A 13,506-nucleotide genomic window follows, 5' to 3' on the forward strand; every position below is an offset into this window, starting at 1 on the left:
TTGAGAGTGGCAAGAGGGACTGTTCCCCTTGCCCTTTCTCATGTCACGCCCCGGGCCGCTCTCGTCGGCCCCGCCGTTCCGCCGCGATCAGTGCGGCACCACCGCGCCGGCGTAGACGTTGTCCGGGGTGACGACCTCCGTGATCGCCCGGGCGAGCAGGGTGGACGGCTCCTGGCCCTGGTGCAGCATGTCCGTGTTGATCATGACGACCAGGGTGGCCTTCTTCGACGGCAGGTAGACCGTCACGGTCTCGTACCCCGGGATGGATCCGTTGTGCCCGATCCAGCCGTTGGTCTCCAGGATCCCGAGACCGTACGTGGTGCCGGGGAAGCCGGTCGGCAGAGTCTTGAGCCGCTGCGCCTGGGTCTCGGGGCTGAGCAGTTCGCCGGTGGCGACGACCTTCGCCCAGCGCCGCAGGTCGTGCAGGTTCGAGATCATCGCCCCGGCCGCCCAGGCCCAGCTCGGGTTCCAGTCCGTCGCGTCGGTGACCGCGCCGCTCAGTGACTGGTCGGTGTAGCCGCGCGCGTGCGGCTCGGGGAACTCCGCCCCCTTCGGGAACAGCGTGTGGCGCAGGTGCGCGGGCCGGAGCACCCGCTGGTGGATGACGTCGGCGAGGCGCTTACCGGTGACCTTCTCGATCACCAGGCCGAGCAGGATCAGGTTGGAGTTGGAGTACTGGAACGTCGTACCCGGCGCGGAGGTGTTGGGGTGCCGGTAGCCGTACGAGAGCAGCTCCCACGGGTTGTAGGGGCGCTTCGGATCGGTCTGCAGGTCACGGATGAAGTCCGGGTCGGAGGTGTATGGGAAGAGGCCGCTGCGCATCTCGGCGAGGTGGCGCAGGGTGATCTCGTCGCCGTTGGGCACGCCGCGCACGTAGTCGTCGATCGGGTCGTCGAGGCGGACCTTGCCGTCGTCGACGAGCTGGAGCAGCGCGGTGACGGTGAAGGTCTTGGTCTCGCTGCCGATCCGGACGTAGGTGTCGACGGGCATCGGCTGCCGGGTGACGGTGTCGGCGACGCCGGTGGCACGGACGTAGCACCCCTTGCCCGGCATCCACAGTCCGACCACGACACCCGGGATGCCCGCCTGCTCGCGGACGTCCTCGATCGTCCTGTCGAGCTTCGCCGTGAGGCCCTGACCGAGACCGCCCGGCCGGCAGTCGCCCTCACCGGGCCGGTCGACGTTCGCGGCGTGGACGGGAGCGACGGGCGCGACCGCCGTCGAGGTCAGCACGGACGCCGCGAGCAGCGTCGCGGCGAGCAGTCTGCGGTGGGGGATACGTCGCATGGCGGACGCCTCTTCCTGGTCACGGGCACGGAGGGCAACATCACCACCGGCACGCGACCGTGGAGGTTCCCCTCCCCGGGCGCCGGGCGGTGAGTCCACTCGTTCGGCGCCACCGCGTCACCGGCCCGGCCCGCACCCGGGTGGCTCAGCGGCCTCCGGACCGCCCCGCCGTGGCGGCTCCCGGCAGGCCGTGCTCGCAGCGACCGAGGACCCGCTGTATCGATAATGAAAACCATTGTCATATACTGCCGCTGTTGCGTCCCCGCTCCCTCGAAAGGCCTGCCATGAAGCCCGGGATCCACCCCGCCTACGGCCCCGTCGTCTTCCGCGACTCCGCCTCCGGCACCGCGTTCCTCACCCGCTCCACGATGACCAGCGACAAGACCGTGGTGTGGGAGGACGGCGTCACGTACCCGCTCGTCGACGTGGAGATCTCCTCGGCGAGCCACCCCTTCTACACCGGCACCGCGCGCGTCCTCGACACCGCCGGCCGCGTCGAGCGCTTCGAGCGCCGTTACGGAGCCCGCTGATGGACCACGCTCACCAGATGCCCGTGGTGATCGTCGCCGGTCTCCACGCCGACGCCAGGACGCAGGTCGTCGATCGCCTCCTGTCCGCCGTGCCGGGGAGCGTGGCGCTCCACCACGACCTGTCCGACGCGCCCGACGGCACCGTCCTCCGCCTGATCCGCGACGCCACCGGCACCCTGAGCCAGGGGGAGACTCCCCTGGTGAACGACTGCGCGTGCTGCGCCCTGCGCGAGGACCTGGTCCCCGAGCTCCGGCGGATGGCCGACGGCGGCCTGACCCGCCTCGCCGTGGTCGAGCTGTGGGACTCGGTCGAACCGAAGGCCATGGCCGAGGTGGTCGCCGGGCACGGCGGCGACCGGCTGGCGCTGACGGGCGTGATCACCGCCGTGGACCCCGCGCTCGTCCTGCCCTACCTCGCCAACGGCGACGACCTCGCCGACACCGGCCTCGCGGCGGCCCCCACCGACCGGCGGACCGTCGGCGACACCTGGGCCCGCCAGCTGGAGTACGCCCCCGTGCTCGCCGTCGTCGACAGCGAGGAGGCCGACGAGGAGGACCGCGCCCTCCTCGCGCAGCTGCACCCCACCGCGCGTCAGGTACCGGCCGCGTCCGTCGAACTCGCCCGCGCCGCGCTCGCCGGCGTCGACGTCGAGGCCGCCGCCGCCGCGCAGCACCCGGCGTGCGCGCTGCTGCCCCAGGAGGCCGACGAGGCGGGCGTGTCCACCTTCGTCTGGCGCCGCCGCCGGCCCTTCCACCCCGAGCGGCTCTACGAGGCACTCGAAGACCTGTGCTGCGCCGCCGCCCGCAGCCGCGGCCGCTTCTGGCTCGCCGACCGCCCCGACACGCTGCTCGCGTGGGACGCGGCGGGCGGAGCGCTGTGCGTGGAGAGCGCGGGCCCGTGGCTGGCGTCGCTGCCCGACGCGGCCTGGGACATGGTCCCTCCCGTACGCAGGGCGGCGGCCGCGCTGGACTGGCACCCCGAGCACGGCGACTGCTGCCAGCACCTCGTCTTCACCTCACCCGGCCTGGACCGGGACGGCCTCGAACGGCTCCTCGACTCCTGCCTGCTGACGGACGCGGAGTACGGAGCGGGACGCGAGGGGTGGAAGCACCTGCCCGCCGCCTTCGACGCCCTCCTCGACGCCGCCTGACCCCGGTCCGCCCGACCTCCCGTCCGCCGGGCCCGTCCGCCCGGCTCCGTACCCGCAAGGAAGAACGCACCATGGCCCGACGCCACGCCCCCCGCACCCCCGCCGCGCCCCGGCCCAACCCGCTCGACGCCGCCGGCATCACGTACATCGACTACAAGGACACCGACCTGCTGCGGAAGTTCCTCTCCGACCGGGGGAAGATCCGCGGCCGACGCGTCACCCGGGTGACGGCCCAGCAGCAGCGCGCCCTCGCCGCCGCCGTCAAGAACGCGCGCGAGATGGCGCTGCTGCCGTACGCGAGCCGCTGACGCGCCGGGGGAGCCCGATGGCTCACTCCGGGGCGAACAGGTCCTCGCGCGCGTCGGCGAGGACGAAGCCGTTGTCGAGGCGGACGCGGACCGTCGCCCGCGGCTGCTCCTCCTGGTACGCGGTCCACGCCGGCTCCAGCGCCGCCACCTGCTCCACGAGCTGCTGCCTGCTCCCCGGCGGCATCTGGTGGCCGAAGTCGGCGAGGAGCGCGTGCAGCCGCTCGTACTCGCGGACGTCGGGGCCCGGGGCCTTCTCCAGCCGGTCGACCCGTACGACGGTGCCCCCGGTCCCCGCGGCGAGGAACAGCGTCCCGACGGAGGTGTCCGCCTCCGCCGGGGCGCTCTCGGCGAGGGTGACCGCGCCGCCCACCCTGAGGTCGGCCGCGAGGCGCACCCGCCGGCCCTCTGTCCATGTCATCGGGGTCATCGGGCCTTCATAGCACGCGCCGGTCAGCTGCCCGCGTCCTGCGGGTACCAGCGGAGCTCGACCGTGTTGCCGTCCGGGTCCCGCACGTAGACGGACTGCGCGGAGCCGCGCGCGCCCCAGCGCGGGACGGGCCCCTCGACGACGTCGAACGTCCCGGAGTCGATGACCTCCTGCCAGTCGAGGGGGTCGACGACCAGACAGATGTGGTCGACGTTGGACTCGCCCCGGTCGCGGGAGAACAGGTCGATGACGGTGCTCTCGTCGATGCGCACCGACGGGAACGACACCTTGCCGGCCCGCCACTCCTCGACGCGCTCGGGCTGGAGGCCCAGGGGGCCGGTGTAGAAGTCGAGAGCCCGGTCGACGTCGCTCACGTTGAGCACGAGGTGGTCGAAGGCTGTGACACGCATGGTGGATTCTCCCGTTTTCTCAGGCATCTTCGTGGTTTCCGTCAGTACGACGGCCCGGCCGGGCGGCGGAAGACTGCCCGTCACAGGCCCGACCCGGACGCGGTACAGGAGGACGACACGGTGGTCACGCAACAGTACGACGAGATCGGTGAGGCGTACGAGGGCTTCAAGTCCCTTCCGCTGGAGCGGTTCGCGGTGGTGCCGGGCTTCCTTGCCCTGGTCGGGGACGTGCGCGGCAGGTCGATCCTCGACCTGGCCTCCGGCACCGGCTTCTACAGCCGGGAGTTCCGGCGGCGCGGTGCCGCGGACGTCCTCGGCATCGACATCTCGTCGGAGATGGTCACCGTGGCGCGGCGACTGGAGGAGAGCGCGCCGCTGGGCGTGCGCTACGACGTGGGGGACGTCGCCGAACTGCGCCCGCTCGGGCAGCGTTTCGACATCGCGCTCGCGGTCCAACTGCTGAGCTACGCCGAGGACCGCGCCACCACGGAGCGGATGTGCCGCAACGCGCACCGGCACCTGAAGCCGGGCGGCGAGTTCTTCGTGCTCAACCAGTCGCCCGACTTCCGCTTCGACGGGCCGACCCCGGACAAGTACGGCTTCCGCAGCGAACTCACCGGCGAGGAGGCCGAGACCGGCCCCCGGGTCCGGATCACGGCCCTGCTCGACCCGCCGGTCTCCTTCGTCGCCAACAGGCCGCGCCGCGAGGTCTACGAGACGTCGCTGCGGGCCGCCGGCTTCACCGACCTGACCTGGGTCCCCCTGACGGTGTCGGAGGCCGGCCTGCGCGCGTTCGGAGCGGACTTCTGGGCCGACTTCCACGCCAACCCGCCGCTGCAGATGCTCCGCTGCCGCGCCTGATCGGCGCCGTGTCGCGGCCCGCGGGCCGACTGCGGCCGCTGTGTCAGTAGCTCAGCGTGCTCAGTCCGACGCTGACGCCGCGATCGATGGGGTCAACTCCCGCAGGGCACTGGCGTCATGGGCCTGATCTCGGTGAACGGCCCCGCCTCTGCGTCCCGTTCGCATCCCGCCCATGCTGCGCGTTTGTTAACTCCTTCTGCGCACTAGTGACATGCCAGGCTCAGTTCTGACAATCTTTCGCCAGTTCTCGTGCGCGAAACGCGCACGAGGGCTGTGCCAACCCCTGCGCACTACGCGGGGGTCACACGCTTCACGACTCTTCAGCCGGTACCGACCCCACAGCCGGCTGTCCCCGGCCGAGACCCTCGGCCGCAGCAGAAGGAGTTTCGTTGAGTTTCCTCCCCCACAGAGCCCTGGCCGCGGGTGCGCTCCTCGCGGGCGCCGCGATGGTGGCCGTCGTGCTCCCCGCCCACGCCAGCGCCGGTGACGCCGGTTCCACCGCCGTCACCCCGGCCCAGGCTCCGGCGCCCCCGGCGCAGGCCCGCTCCGGAGCCCTGCCGCTCCAGCTCAGCCCGGCCGAGCGTGCCGCGCTGCTGGCCGACGCCCACGCCACCCGCGCCGCCACCGCCAAGGCCCTGGGCCTCGGCGGGAAGGAGGCGCTGCTGCCGCGCACGGTGTCCAAGGACGCCGACGGCAGCGTGCACTCCCGTTACGAGCGCACGTTCGCCGGCCTGCCGGTCCTCGGCGGCGACCTGGTGGTCCACACGGCCCCGAACGGCAAGGTCAGGGGCGTCACCAAGAGCGCCACCTCGACGATCACGGTGGCGTCCACCACCGCGGCCAGGAGCGCCGAGTCGGCCGAGGCCGCCGCGGTGGCCCGGGCCGGAGCCGAGGGCGCCACGGCCCCGACCGCCGAGTCGGTGCGCAAGGTCGTCTGGGCCGGTTCCGGGAAGCCGGTGCTGGCCTGGGAGACCGTGGTCGGCGGGCTGCAGCACGACGGCACCCCCTCCGAGCTGCACGTGATCACCGACGCCACCACCGGTGCCAGGCTCTTCGAGTACCAGGCGGTCATGAACGGCACCGGTACAGGCCAGTACAGCGGCCAGGTCACCATCGGCACCGCCGGGTCCGGCAGCAGCTACACCCTGAACGACGCCACCCGCGGCGGTCACAAGACCTACGACCTGAACGGCGGCGGCTCGGGCACCGGCACGCTGTTCACCGACGCCGACAACGTCTGGGGCAACGGCCTGCCCACCAACCGGCAGACCGCCGGCGTCGACGCGCACTACGGAGCCCAGCTGACCTGGGACTACTACAAGAACGTCCACGCCCGCAACGGCATACGCAACGACGGCGTCGCCGCCTACTCCCGCGTCCACTACGGCAGCGAATACGTCAACGCCTTCTGGGACGACTCCTGCTTCTGCATGACCTACGGCGACGGCGACAACAACGCCAAGCCGCTCACCTCGATCGACATCGCCGCGCACGAGATGACCCACGGCGTGACCTCCCACACCGCCGGCCTGCGCTACTCGGGCGAGTCCGGCGGCCTGAACGAGGCCACCTCCGACATCTTCGCCACCGCGGTCGAGTTCTGGGCGAACAACGCCTCCGACGCGGGCGACTACCTGCTCGGCGAGAAGATCGACATCAACGGCGACGGCACCCCGCTGCGCTACATGGACAAGCCGAGCAAGGACGGCGCCTCCAAGGACTTCTGGTACTCCGGGATCAAGGACGTCGACGTCCACTACTCGTCCGGCCCGGCCAACCACTGGTTCTACCTGGCGTCCGAAGGCAGCGGCGCCAAGACGATCAACGGCGTGAGCTACAACAGCCCCACCTCCGACGGACTTCCGGTCACCGCGATCGGCCGCGACGCCGCCGCGAAGATCTGGTACCGGGCGCTCACCACCTACATGACCTCCACCACCACCTACGCCGGCGCCCGCACCGCCACCCTCCAGGCGGCCGCCGACCTCTACGGCATATACAGCCCCACGTACAACAACGCCACCAACGCCTGGGCCGCCGTCAACGTCGGTCCCCGCATCGTGCTCGGCGTGACGGTCACCAACCCGGAGAGCCAGTACACGGCGGTCAACGGCGCCGCGAGCCTGCAGATCCAGGCCACCAGCACCAACCCCGGCACGCTGACCTACTCGGCCACCGGCCTGCCCGCGGGCCTGTCGATCAACGCCTCCACCGGCAAGATCACCGGCACCGCCACCACGCTCGGCACCAGCAACGTCACGGTCACGGTAAAGGACTCCACCAACGCCACCGGCACCACCACGTTCACCTGGAAGATCTACACGCCCGGCCCCTGCGACCCGAGGCAGCTGCTCGGCAACCCCGGCTTCGAGTCCGGCAGGACCGTGTGGACCGCCAGCAACGGCGTCATCGACAACTACTACAAGCCGGCGGCGCACACCGGTACGTGGAGGGCGTGGCTGAACGGCCGCGGCTACACGAGCACCGACACCCTCTCCCAGACGGTGACCCTCCCGGCCGGCTGCGGAGCGACCCTGACGTACTGGCAGCACGTCACCACCGACGAGTACGCGACCGGGGCGCGCGACAAGCTGACGGTCCAGGCCAACACGACCACCGTGGCCGCGTTCTCCAACCTGGACGCGACCGAGGGCTATGTGAAGAAGACCGTCGACCTGTCCGCCTTCGCCGGGAAGAGCGTCACCCTGAAGTTCACGGGCACGGAGGACAACTGGTACCGGACCTCCTTCGTCATCGACGACGTCGCCCTCACCGTCAACCCCTGATCTGCTCCCGCTGACGCCCGGCCGGGCTCACCCGGCCGGGCGTTCCGCGTTCCCGGCCGTCGAGCGCGCTCTCGCCGCGTGAGCCGCGTCTCACCGGGGCGGGCTTGCTATGCAACGAGGTGCATAGCAGGATCGGGCGCATGGCGCTCGACCACGCGATCCTTGTCTCCCTGCTCGAGAAGCCCGGGTCCGGATACGAGCTGGCCCGGCGCTTCGAGCGGTCCATCGGGTACTTCTGGACCGCCACCCACCAGCAGATCTACCGCGTGCTCAAGCGCATGGAGAGCGATGGCTGGGTCGACGTCCGGGACGTGCCGCAGCACGGGCGCCCGGACAAGAAGGAGTACTCCGTCGCCGCCGCCGGCCGGGACGCGCTCTCCGCGTGGCTGCACGCGCCGATCGAACCAGAGAGCGTGCGGCACGACCTCGCCGTGAAGATCAGGGGCGCCGCCTTCGACGACCCGGCCGCCCTGATCGGCGAGGTCGAGCGGCACCGGCAGGCCCACACGGACCGCCTCGCCCGCTACCTCGCCGGCGAGGCCCGCGACTTCGGGACGCCCGCTCCCGAGGACGTACGGCCGGACGGGGACGACCCGCGGGTCACCGACACACCGCCCGACGTGGACGAGCCGCGGGACTCCGGCGGGCAGAGCGGCGTCGAGCGGCCCCTCGACGCCGAGCGGGAGCTCCAGCACGCCGTGCTCCGCGGCGGCATCGCGTACGAGCGGATGATGATCGCCTGGCTCGACGACGTCCTGGCGACCCTCGCCCGGTTCCGGACCGCCCGGTCCTGAACCGTCCCGGCCGCCCTCGCCCGGGTCCGGCCCCCCAGCCCTGAACATCCCGAACCACCACCCTCACCCCGAGCCGGAAAGGCGGACCTCATGGCCGACCCGCTGCTGTTCAACCCGCACACCTACGACCCGGCGCACTTCGACCCGGAGACCCGTCGGCTGCTGCGCGCCACCGTCGACTGGTTCGAGGCGCGCGGCAAGCGCCGCATCATCGAGGACTACCGGAGCCGGGCCTGGCTGGGCGACTTCCTCGCCTTCGCCGCCGAGGAGGGACTCTTCGCGACCTTCCTGACGCCGTCCTCCGCCGCCGGCGAGCAGGAGGGCGACAAGCGCTGGGACACCGCCCGCATCGCCGCCCTCAACGAGATCCTCGGGTTCTACGGCCTCGACTACTGGTACGCCTGGCAGGTCACCATCCTCGGCCTCGGCCCGGTCTGGCAGAGCGACAACGCCGCCGCCCGCACCCGCGCCGCCGAACTCCTCCGCCAGGGCGAGGTGTTCGCCTTCGGCCTCTCGGAGAAGTCCCACGGCGCCGACATCTACTCCACCGACATGCTCCTGGAGCCCGACGGCGAGGGCGGCTTCCGCGCCACCGGCTCCAAGTACTACATCGGCAACGGGAACGCGGCCGGGCTCGTCTCCGTCTTCGGCCGCCGCACCGACGTCGAGGGCCCCGACGCGTACGTCTTCTTCGCCGCCGACAGCCGCCACCCGGCGTACCACGTGGTCAAGAACGTCGTCGACTCCTCCAAGTACGTCAGCGAGTTCCGCCTGGAGGAGTACCCGGTCGCGGCCGAGGACGTGCTGCACACCGGCCGGGCCGCCTTCGACGCCGCCCTGAACACCGTCAACGTCGGCAAGTTCAACCTGTGCACCGCCTCGATCGGCATCTGCGAGCACGCGATGTACGAGGCCGTCACGCACGCGCAGAACCGCATCCTGTACGGCCGGCCCGTCACCGCCTTCCCGCACGTGCGGCGCGAGCTGACCGACGCGTACGTCCGGCTCGTCGGGATGAAGCTGTTCAGCGACCGCGCCGTCGACTACTTCCGCACCGCCGGTCCCGACGACCGCCGTTACCTCCTCTTCAACCCGATGACGAAGATGAAGGTGACCACGGAGGGCGAGAAGGTCATCGACCTGATGTGGGACGTCATCGCCGCCAAGGGCTTCGAGAAGGACAACTACTTCGCCCAGGCGGCCGTGGAGATCCGCGGACTGCCCAAGCTGGAGGGCACGGTCCACGTCAACCTGGCGCTGATCCTGAAGTTCCTGCGCAACCACCTGCTCGACCCGGTCGCGTACGAGCCCGTCCCGACCCGTCTGGACGCGGCGGACGACACCTTCCTGTTCCGCCAGGGGCCGGCCCGCGGCCTCGGCTCCGTCCGCTTCCACGACTGGCGCGCCGCCTACGACGCGTACGGCCACCTGCCGAACGTCGCCCGCCTCCGCGAACAGGCCGACGCGCTCTGCGAGTTCGTCGTCAAGGCCGCTCCGGACGAGGAGCAGAGCCGGGACCTCGACCTGCTCCTCGCCGTCGGCCAGCTCTTCGCGCTCGTCGTCCACGGCCAGCTGGTCCTGGAGCAGGCCGCGCTGACCGGCCTCGACGCGGACGTGCTCGACGAGCTCTTCGCCGTCCTCGTCCGCGACTTCTCCGCGCACGCCGTCGAGCTGCACGGCAAGGACTCCGCCACGGAGCAGCAGCAGCACTGGGCGCTCGGCGCGGTCAGGCGCCCGGTCGTCGACGAGGCGCGTTCGGAGCGCGTCTGGCAGCACGTCGAGGCCCTGTCGGGCGCGTACGAGATGACGCCCTGATCTTTCGATCGGTCCCGCCTCGGGTGGGGCGACGGGTGGCACGGCACTGCGCTGTGCCACCCGTTCTCGTCGGGCCGGATCGTTCGGGGACGAGGGCGCCCACCCTTCGGACCGGGTCTCGACCCGGATGCTCGGCGAGACGCGGTACACGCTGCGCAAGGCGTACGAGAACGTCCGGACCTTCCACCCCGTGAACCCGACCACCTTCGGCTACCTCAGGTGGGGCCTCTACCGCCCCGGCCAGACCCTCGAACAGGGTGACGTGCCGACGCGTGCCATCCACCACGACGACATCCGCGTCCTGGACCTCCCGCGGTCATGACCCCGCGGGGCGGGGCTCCTCCCCGGTGGAGGAGCCCCGCCCCGCCCGGCAGGCCTACCCTTGCCCCATGCCCCCACGCGACACGCCCCCAGCTGCGACCGGTACGCATCAGCGCACCCCCGGACCTCGCGAGCTGGTCCTGGCGGCGGGCGTGTTCGCGCTGCTCGCCGACGCCACGCGGCTGCATCTGGTGTGGCTGCTCACCCGGGCGGAGTCGGACGTGACGGCCCTGGCCGAGGCGGTCGGCGCGGCCCGGCCGGCGGTGAGCCAGCACCTGGCCAAGCTCCGGCTCGGAGGGCTCGTCGAGTCGCGCAAGGAGGGCCGCCGGGTGGTCTACTCGCTGCCGGACGGGCACCTGCGGCGTCTGGTCGTCGAGGCCATCAGCCGTGCCGACCACCAGGTGAGCGGCGAGCCCTGGCACGACTGAACCGAGCCGTCGGACCCGGTTCGACACATCAATAGATGCGCACCTGTGCACATGTTGGCTACGGTGGAGGCATCCCTGTAGCCGACCGGGGGATGGCCTCCATGCTGTCCGTGCTGCGCAACCGCACCTACCGGCGCCTCTTCGCCGCTCAGGTCGTCGCCCTCGTCGGCACCGGTCTCGCGACCGTCGCGCTGAGCCTGCTCGCGTACGACCTCGCGGGTGGGAACGCCTCGGCCGTCCTCGGCACGGCGCTGGCCGTCAAGATGGTCGCGTACGTCGGGACAGCCCCGTTGATCAGCGCGTTCGCCGACCGGATACCCCGGCGGGCGCTGCTCGTCACGATGGACCTCACCAGGGCCTGCGTCGCGCTCGTGCTGCCGTTCGTCACCGAGGTCTGGCAGGTCTACGTCCTGATCCTCCTGCTCCAGGTCGCGTCCGCCGCCTTCACCCCCACGTTCCAGGCGACCGTTCCCGAGATCCTGCCCGACGAGGACGACTACACCCGCGCCCTGTCGCTGTCCCGGCTCGCCTACGACCTGGAGAGCCTGTTCAGCCCCGTGCTCGCCGCCGCCCTGCTCGCCCTCGTCCCGTACGACCGGCTCTTCGCCGGCACCGCCGCCGGTTTCGTCGCCTCCGCCGTCCTCGTCGCCTCCGTCCTGCTGCCGCAGCCGCAGCCGGTGGAGCGCACGGGCGGTGTGTACGCCAAGGCGGCCTTCGGGACCCGGCTGTTCCTCGCCACGCCCCGGCTCCGCGCCCTGCTCGCCCTCGACCTCGCGGTCGCCGCCGTCGGCGCCATGGTGCTGGTGAACACGGTCGTCCTCGTCCGGGACACCCTGGGCCGCTCACCCGGAGACGTCCCCCTCGCCCTCGGCGCGTACGGGGCGGGGTCGATGATCGTCGCCCTGGCGCTGCCCCGGGTCCTCGGGCGGCTGGGTGACCGCGCCCTGATGCTGCCCGCCGCCTTCGTGACGGCCGCCGCCCTGGGAGTGTTCGCGGCGGGGCTCGGGGCGGGGGCGCTGTCATGGCCGGCGCTCCTCGGCACGTGGCTGGTGATCGGGGCCGCGACCTCGGCGATCCTCACGCCCGGCGGGCGCCTGCTGCGCCGCTCGGCCGCCGCACCGGACCTGCCCGCCGCGTTCGCCGCCCGGTTCTCCCTCACCCACGCCTGCTGGCTGCTCACCTACCCGCTCGCGGGCTGGCTCGCCGCCCGGGCGGGGCTCGCCGTCTCGGCGGCGGTGCTGGCCGCGCTCGCGTCCGCCGCCGCGGTGACCGCCGTACGACTCTGGCCCCGCGAGGACCCGGCCGAGCTGGAACACGTACACCTTGACCTGGCCCCGGACCATCCGCACCTCGCCGGAGTCACGGGGCGGGGTCACCGTCACCCCTTCCACATCGACGCCCTGCACCGTCGGTGGCCCGCGCCGGGGGCCGGCCGGGAGACGTCCGCGGCCTGAGGGGTCCGTTCACACCGGCGGGATTCTCCGAAGGTCTCCTCCTCGGCAGGTGCGGAGCCGTCACGAAACGACGGCACCCGCGTCTCCCTCCGCCCTCCCCGTGGTGACGATTCGTCATCGAAGCCGTCAGGGTGACGCCGTTGTGCGCCGTCGTGCCAACCCCTGGGCGCAGGGGGTCAACCCGGTCGGTCCGGTCGCTCGTAGCGTGAAGAAGTGCCGAGCCGCGGAGGCGGCGGGCACGTCACCGACTGCTTCGAGAGGACCCTCATGTTCGACATCACCCAGGTGCAGGCCGCCCCGAGCAAGGATCTGCTCACGCCCGACAACTCGGTCATGCTCTTCGTGGACCACCAGCCGCAGATGTTCTTCGGCACCGGGAGCGGTGACCGCGCCGCGATCATCAACAGCACCGTGGGTCTTGCCAAGGCGGCTCGGGCGTTCGATGTGCCGGCCGTCCTGACCACGGTCGCCGCCGAGTCGTTCTCCGGGCCCCTGCTGCCCCAGCTCGCCGAGGTGTTCCCCGAGAACGAGGCCATCGACCGTACGAGCATGAACGCCTGGGAGGACGAGGCGCTCGTGGCGGCGGTCAAGGCGACCGGACGCAGGAAGATCATCCTGTCCGGCCTGTGGACCGAGGTCTGCCTGGTGCTGCCCGCGCTCTCCGCGCTGGAGCAGGGATACGAGGTGTACGTGGTCTCCGACGCCTCCGGTGGCGTCAGCCCGGCCGCCCACGAGCACGCGCTGCAGCGGATGGTCGCCGCCGGCGCGGTGCCGGTGACGTGGGTGCAGGTGCTCCTGGAACTGCAGCGCGACTGGGCGCGCCAGGAGACGTACGGCGCGGTCATGGAGATCGTCAAGGCCCACGCGGGCGCCTACGGCCTGGGCGTCGTGTACGCGCAGAGCGTCATCGGCGCCCACGCGGCCGGCTGACCTC

The 13,506-nt window shown here is 71.8% G+C and carries 14 protein-coding genes; 11 read left to right on the forward strand and 3 right to left on the reverse strand.

Features of this window, described 5'->3' with window-relative positions:
* Positions 1-87 precede the first annotated feature (87 nt).
* On the reverse strand, positions 88-1,287 hold the full coding sequence (locus AMK29_RS13435; RefSeq protein WP_073812269.1) for a serine hydrolase domain-containing protein: 1,200 nt from the start codon (positions 1,285-1,287) through the stop codon (positions 88-90).
* Between the two features lie 284 nt (positions 1,288-1,571).
* Here AMK29_RS13435 and AMK29_RS13440 point away from each other — a divergent pair, with 284 nt between their 5' ends.
* From AMK29_RS13440 to rpsR, 3 genes are all read left to right on the forward strand, one after another.
* Positions 1,572-1,817 (forward strand): type B 50S ribosomal protein L31, encoded by a 246-nt coding sequence (locus AMK29_RS13440; protein ID WP_073812272.1) that lies wholly within the window; start codon positions 1,572-1,574, stop codon positions 1,815-1,817.
* Positions 1,817-2,968 carry a CobW family GTP-binding protein gene (locus AMK29_RS13445; protein ID WP_073812275.1) on the forward strand — a complete coding sequence of 384 codons (1,152 nt, stop codon included), beginning with the start codon at positions 1,817-1,819 and terminating at the stop codon, positions 2,966-2,968. Before AMK29_RS13440 ends, AMK29_RS13445 begins: the two co-directional genes overlap by 1 nt.
* 71 nt (positions 2,969-3,039) lie before the next feature.
* Positions 3,040-3,276, forward strand: coding sequence for a 30S ribosomal protein S18 (gene rpsR, locus AMK29_RS13450; RefSeq protein ID WP_073812277.1), 237 nt, complete (start codon positions 3,040-3,042; stop codon positions 3,274-3,276).
* 22 nt (positions 3,277-3,298) lie between these two features.
* Here rpsR and AMK29_RS13455 read toward each other — a convergent pair whose 3' ends face one another.
* Together AMK29_RS13455 and AMK29_RS13460 are read right to left on the reverse strand one after the other, a co-directional pair.
* The gene (locus tag AMK29_RS13455; protein ID WP_241845352.1) at positions 3,299-3,703 is read right to left on the reverse strand and encodes a hypothetical protein; all 405 of its coding nucleotides are present in this window, start codon (positions 3,701-3,703) and stop codon (positions 3,299-3,301) included.
* A 23-nt stretch (positions 3,704-3,726) separates the two neighbouring features.
* Positions 3,727-4,113 carry a VOC family protein gene (locus AMK29_RS13460; RefSeq protein ID WP_073812280.1) on the reverse strand — a complete coding sequence of 129 codons (387 nt, stop codon included), beginning with the start codon at positions 4,111-4,113 and terminating at the stop codon, positions 3,727-3,729.
* Positions 4,114-4,233: 120 nt separating this feature from the next.
* Between AMK29_RS13460 and AMK29_RS13465 the strand changes: the two genes are divergently transcribed.
* The 8 genes from AMK29_RS13465 (at position 4,234) to AMK29_RS13500 (ending at position 13,502) form a co-directional block, all read left to right on the forward strand.
* Positions 4,234-4,974, forward strand: coding sequence for a class I SAM-dependent methyltransferase (locus AMK29_RS13465; RefSeq protein ID WP_073812283.1), 741 nt, complete (start codon positions 4,234-4,236; stop codon positions 4,972-4,974).
* 446 nt (positions 4,975-5,420) lie between these two features.
* Entirely contained in the window at positions 5,421-7,760 is a 2,340-nt protein-coding gene (locus AMK29_RS13470; RefSeq protein ID WP_073813741.1) for a M4 family metallopeptidase, read from the forward strand.
* A 140-nt stretch (positions 7,761-7,900) separates the two neighbouring features.
* Positions 7,901-8,554 (forward strand): PadR family transcriptional regulator, encoded by a 654-nt coding sequence (locus tag AMK29_RS13475; RefSeq protein ID WP_073812286.1) that lies wholly within the window; start codon positions 7,901-7,903, stop codon positions 8,552-8,554.
* A 90-nt stretch (positions 8,555-8,644) separates the two neighbouring features.
* Positions 8,645-10,369 (forward strand): acyl-CoA dehydrogenase family protein, encoded by a 1,725-nt coding sequence (locus AMK29_RS13480; RefSeq protein ID WP_073812288.1) that lies wholly within the window; start codon positions 8,645-8,647, stop codon positions 10,367-10,369.
* Positions 10,370-10,496: 127 nt separating this feature from the next.
* Positions 10,497-10,691 (forward strand): hypothetical protein, encoded by a 195-nt coding sequence (locus tag AMK29_RS13485; protein ID WP_198942237.1) that lies wholly within the window; start codon positions 10,497-10,499, stop codon positions 10,689-10,691.
* A 67-nt stretch (positions 10,692-10,758) separates the two neighbouring features.
* Positions 10,759-11,118, forward strand: coding sequence for an ArsR/SmtB family transcription factor (locus AMK29_RS13490; protein ID WP_073812290.1), 360 nt, complete (start codon positions 10,759-10,761; stop codon positions 11,116-11,118).
* A gap of 101 nt (positions 11,119-11,219) precedes the next feature.
* Positions 11,220-12,572 (forward strand): MFS transporter, encoded by a 1,353-nt coding sequence (locus AMK29_RS13495; RefSeq protein ID WP_073813742.1) that lies wholly within the window; start codon positions 11,220-11,222, stop codon positions 12,570-12,572.
* A 267-nt stretch (positions 12,573-12,839) separates the two neighbouring features.
* Positions 12,840-13,502 carry a hydrolase gene (locus AMK29_RS13500; protein WP_073813744.1) on the forward strand — a complete coding sequence of 221 codons (663 nt, stop codon included), beginning with the start codon at positions 12,840-12,842 and terminating at the stop codon, positions 13,500-13,502.
* Positions 13,503-13,506: the final 4 nt, after the last annotated feature.

The sequence above is a fragment of the Streptomyces sp. CB02261 genome, assembly GCF_001905665.1.
GTDB lineage: Bacteria > Actinomycetota > Actinomycetes > Streptomycetales > Streptomycetaceae > Streptomyces.

Bases quoted from the DNA above. Each gene is read 5' to 3' on its own strand.
- AMK29_RS13455 (WP_241845352.1), bottom strand. From the start codon at position 3,703: ATGACCCCGATGACATGGACAGAGGGCCGGCGGGTGCGCCTCGCGGCC.
- AMK29_RS13485 (WP_198942237.1), top strand. From the start codon at position 10,497: ATGCTCGGCGAGACGCGGTACACGCTGCGCAAGGCGTACGAGAACGTC.
- AMK29_RS13480 (WP_073812288.1), top strand. From the start codon at position 8,645: ATGGCCGACCCGCTGCTGTTCAACCCGCACACCTACGACCCGGCGCAC.
- AMK29_RS13475 (WP_073812286.1), top strand. From the start codon at position 7,901: ATGGCGCTCGACCACGCGATCCTTGTCTCCCTGCTCGAGAAGCCCGGG.
- AMK29_RS13435 (WP_073812269.1), bottom strand. From the start codon at position 1,287: ATGCGACGTATCCCCCACCGCAGACTGCTCGCCGCGACGCTGCTCGCG.
- AMK29_RS13490 (WP_073812290.1), top strand. From the start codon at position 10,759: ATGCCCCCACGCGACACGCCCCCAGCTGCGACCGGTACGCATCAGCGC.
- AMK29_RS13470 (WP_073813741.1), top strand. From the start codon at position 5,421: ATGGTGGCCGTCGTGCTCCCCGCCCACGCCAGCGCCGGTGACGCCGGT.
- AMK29_RS13445 (WP_073812275.1), top strand. From the start codon at position 1,817: ATGGACCACGCTCACCAGATGCCCGTGGTGATCGTCGCCGGTCTCCAC.
- AMK29_RS13500 (WP_073813744.1), top strand. From the start codon at position 12,840: ATGTTCGACATCACCCAGGTGCAGGCCGCCCCGAGCAAGGATCTGCTC.
- AMK29_RS13460 (WP_073812280.1), bottom strand. From the start codon at position 4,113: ATGCGTGTCACAGCCTTCGACCACCTCGTGCTCAACGTGAGCGACGTC.
- rpsR (WP_073812277.1), top strand. From the start codon at position 3,040: ATGGCCCGACGCCACGCCCCCCGCACCCCCGCCGCGCCCCGGCCCAAC.
- AMK29_RS13440 (WP_073812272.1), top strand. From the start codon at position 1,572: ATGAAGCCCGGGATCCACCCCGCCTACGGCCCCGTCGTCTTCCGCGAC.
- AMK29_RS13495 (WP_073813742.1), top strand. From the start codon at position 11,220: ATGCTGTCCGTGCTGCGCAACCGCACCTACCGGCGCCTCTTCGCCGCT.